The sequence below is a fragment of the Burkholderia sp. Ap-955 genome (genome assembly GCF_011753045.1).
Lineage (GTDB): Bacteria > Pseudomonadota > Gammaproteobacteria > Burkholderiales > Burkholderiaceae > Burkholderia > Burkholderia lata_D.
In genome coordinates this window covers 1-2,563 of record NZ_VWWH01000193.1, presented here as the reverse complement: position 1 = coordinate 2,563, position 2,563 = coordinate 1, and the positions used below count along the sequence as shown (strand labels likewise).

At 70.1% G+C, this 2,563-nt stretch carries 1 protein-coding gene; it reads right to left on the bottom strand.

Going from position 1 to position 2,563, the window contains the following annotated elements; all coding sequences use genetic code 11:
* Positions 1–18: 18 nt before the first annotated feature.
* A complete protein-coding gene (locus tag F3J15_RS37170) occupies positions 19–2,142 on the bottom strand; it encodes a site-specific recombinase (RefSeq protein ID WP_166897762.1) in 2,124 nt (707 codons plus the stop codon).
* Positions 2,143–2,563: the final 421 nt, after the last annotated feature.

The window sequence follows — 2,563 nt, the reverse complement described above, 5'->3', positions numbered from 1 at the left end:
CGCCATGCCGCCGCAGGCTCAGTGCGAGCCCGGCTGGCCGGCGCGCGCGGCTGGGCCGCTGCCCGGCCAGAACAGCGCGAGCGGGTTCGACAGCACCGTGCGGACGATCGCGGCGACGAGCGCGCGCACCTTGGTCCGGCGCAGGCTGCGCGAGCGCACGGCCATCGTGAACGCGAGCGCGAAGCTCACGAGCACGTTGAGGATCGCCATGCTGAGCACGCCGGCGCCGGCCCACCACAGCTCGGGCGTGCCGAGCGCATCCTTGCCCAGCACGCCGAGCGCGATGCCGATCGAGCCGGCCGACAGCGTCACGTGCCGCACCTCGAACGGGAACATGAACACGGTGACGATCGCCGGAACGAGGCCGAGCATCAGGCCGAGCCCGACGTTCGCGACGACACCGGCCACGTTCGACCGGCAGAAGTGCGCGAGCTTCGCGGCACCGGCCGTACCGAGCGTGAGGCGCAGCCGGCGGTTGTACGTGAGCGCGTCGCCGACCCGGTGCAGCACGAACCAGTTGTCGGCCCAGCCCGCGAGCAGGCTCGACGCCCACAGCAGCACGCCGGTCAGCGCCGCATAGAGCGGCGTCGGGCCGAGCAGCGAGAACGAGTGCAGGGTCGTGTGCGCCTTCTCCGGCGAGATCAGGTTCGCGTGCATCACGTTGCTCGCGAACAGCTGCACCAGCAGGCACACGGGCAGCACGACGAGCACGTTGCCGGAAATCGCGGCGGCCTGCGTGCGGATCAGCGCGATCACCGACGCGACGAACGCCTTCACGCCTTCCTCGTGGCCGGTGTCGTCGAGCTCGCGCGCGAGGGTCGGCGCGGTCATCGCGGGCTGCTTGGTCGCGAGCGTGAAGTGCAGGAAGTGCATCAGCATGAAGCTGGCCGCGTAGTTGACGCCCGCGAGCAGCCCTTCGAGCATCGACTGCAGGTGCGCGCCCGTGATCGCGAACTTCACGCACACGGTCACGACCGTGACGAGGCCGCCGCCCGCGGCCATCCGCAGCATCTTCAGGTACTCGGCGCGGCCGCGCGAGATGTAGTGCTCGCCGGTGTCCGCGTTGGTCTCGACGAGCTTGCGCGCGAACAGCGAGAAGTTGCTGCGCACGAGGTGCGACACGCTCTGGCTGTTGTGGTTCGCGTCGACGAGCTCGGCCGTCAGGTGCGCCATCCCGTGCAGGTCGTCGCGCGCCATCCACGCGTTCAGCAGCATCTCTGCGCGCACGATGCGCATGCGCATCCGTTCGACCTGGAACACGATGTCGACCGATACGCCGTTGCGGTACAGGTGCGAGAACACCTCGTCGACGGCGATCCGGCATTCGTCGAGCAGCACGCGCAGGTAGTTCACCTCGTGCAGCAATTTGCTCGGGTCGCCGCCGTCCTCGACGGCCGCGTGCGCGGTCTCGACCGCGAGCATCGCGCGCGTGAGGCGGTAGAACGGCTGCGTTTCGAGCGGCTTGCGTGCATCGTCGTCGGAGAGCCGGCTGCGCACCGTCTGCGACAGGCCGGTCGAGCTGATCTGGCAGGTCAGGTTGTGCAGCGCGGCCAGCAGGTCGCGCGAGAACGAGCCCGGCTCGTGGCGCTCTTCGTCGGTGACGTCGAACGAGATCAGCTCGGCGAGGCGCGTGAGGAGATCGTCGGGCAGCGCGTCGATCCATTGCGCGTCTTCCGGCGTCGGGAACATCAGCGTGAACAGCGCGGACAGCTCGCGGCGGTTCGGCGCGGGCGGGATCAGCGACGAGTCGATCCGCTCGAACAGCGCGCCGAAGAAGCCCGAGTGCACGGGCATGCCGGCGTCGCACAGGAGCGAGATGCCGTCGCACTCGCGCAGGATGCCGCGCAGGACGCGCGCGGCGTGGGTTTTCCACGCGGGATTGCGATCGAGCACGTGGAACAGGTAGCGCAGCCGCGCATGGGCCGGATACGCGCGCGCATCGGCGTCGCGATCGGCCGGCGCATCCTGCGCGGCCTGCATCGTGCCGGTGCGGCGCAGCCAGTGCGCGAGCTCGATCAGCCATTCGCTGCGCTCGGCGTACGACGCATCGGCGTCGGCGTGCGCAAGCAGCGCATCGAGCTGGTGACCGGCATTGCGCGACGCGCGCCACTTCTTGATCAGGGTCGTCAGGGAACGAAACATAAACGGAATAACGAAAGCCCTCGGCGGGCGGGTTCGGGATGCCGGCCGGGGAAACGGCGCGGCGCCGGGGAGAACGGGTGAGACGGGGCCGGTTGCCGGACGATGCGCGGCGACCCGCGATGCGGCTGCCCCGCTGCGGTGCACGCGGATCGCGTGCGGGCGCCGGGAGGCACGGCGATCGGGCCGAACGCGGCCCGGCACCGCTGGCTGGCGCGCACGACGAACGGCGCGAGCCGGAAAGTGCGTAGGATCGTCAATCGGGCCGGAAAACGCAAGCCGACCATATGGCATGGCGCCGGTTCCGGCCGACTTTGACAAACAATGCAAATTGGCCGTTTGGCCGATGAGCGTGATGGGAGGCGGGCGGCGCCGCAACGCCGGCGCGGCCAGCGCCGCGTCGACGATCCCGATCCCGCCGCAC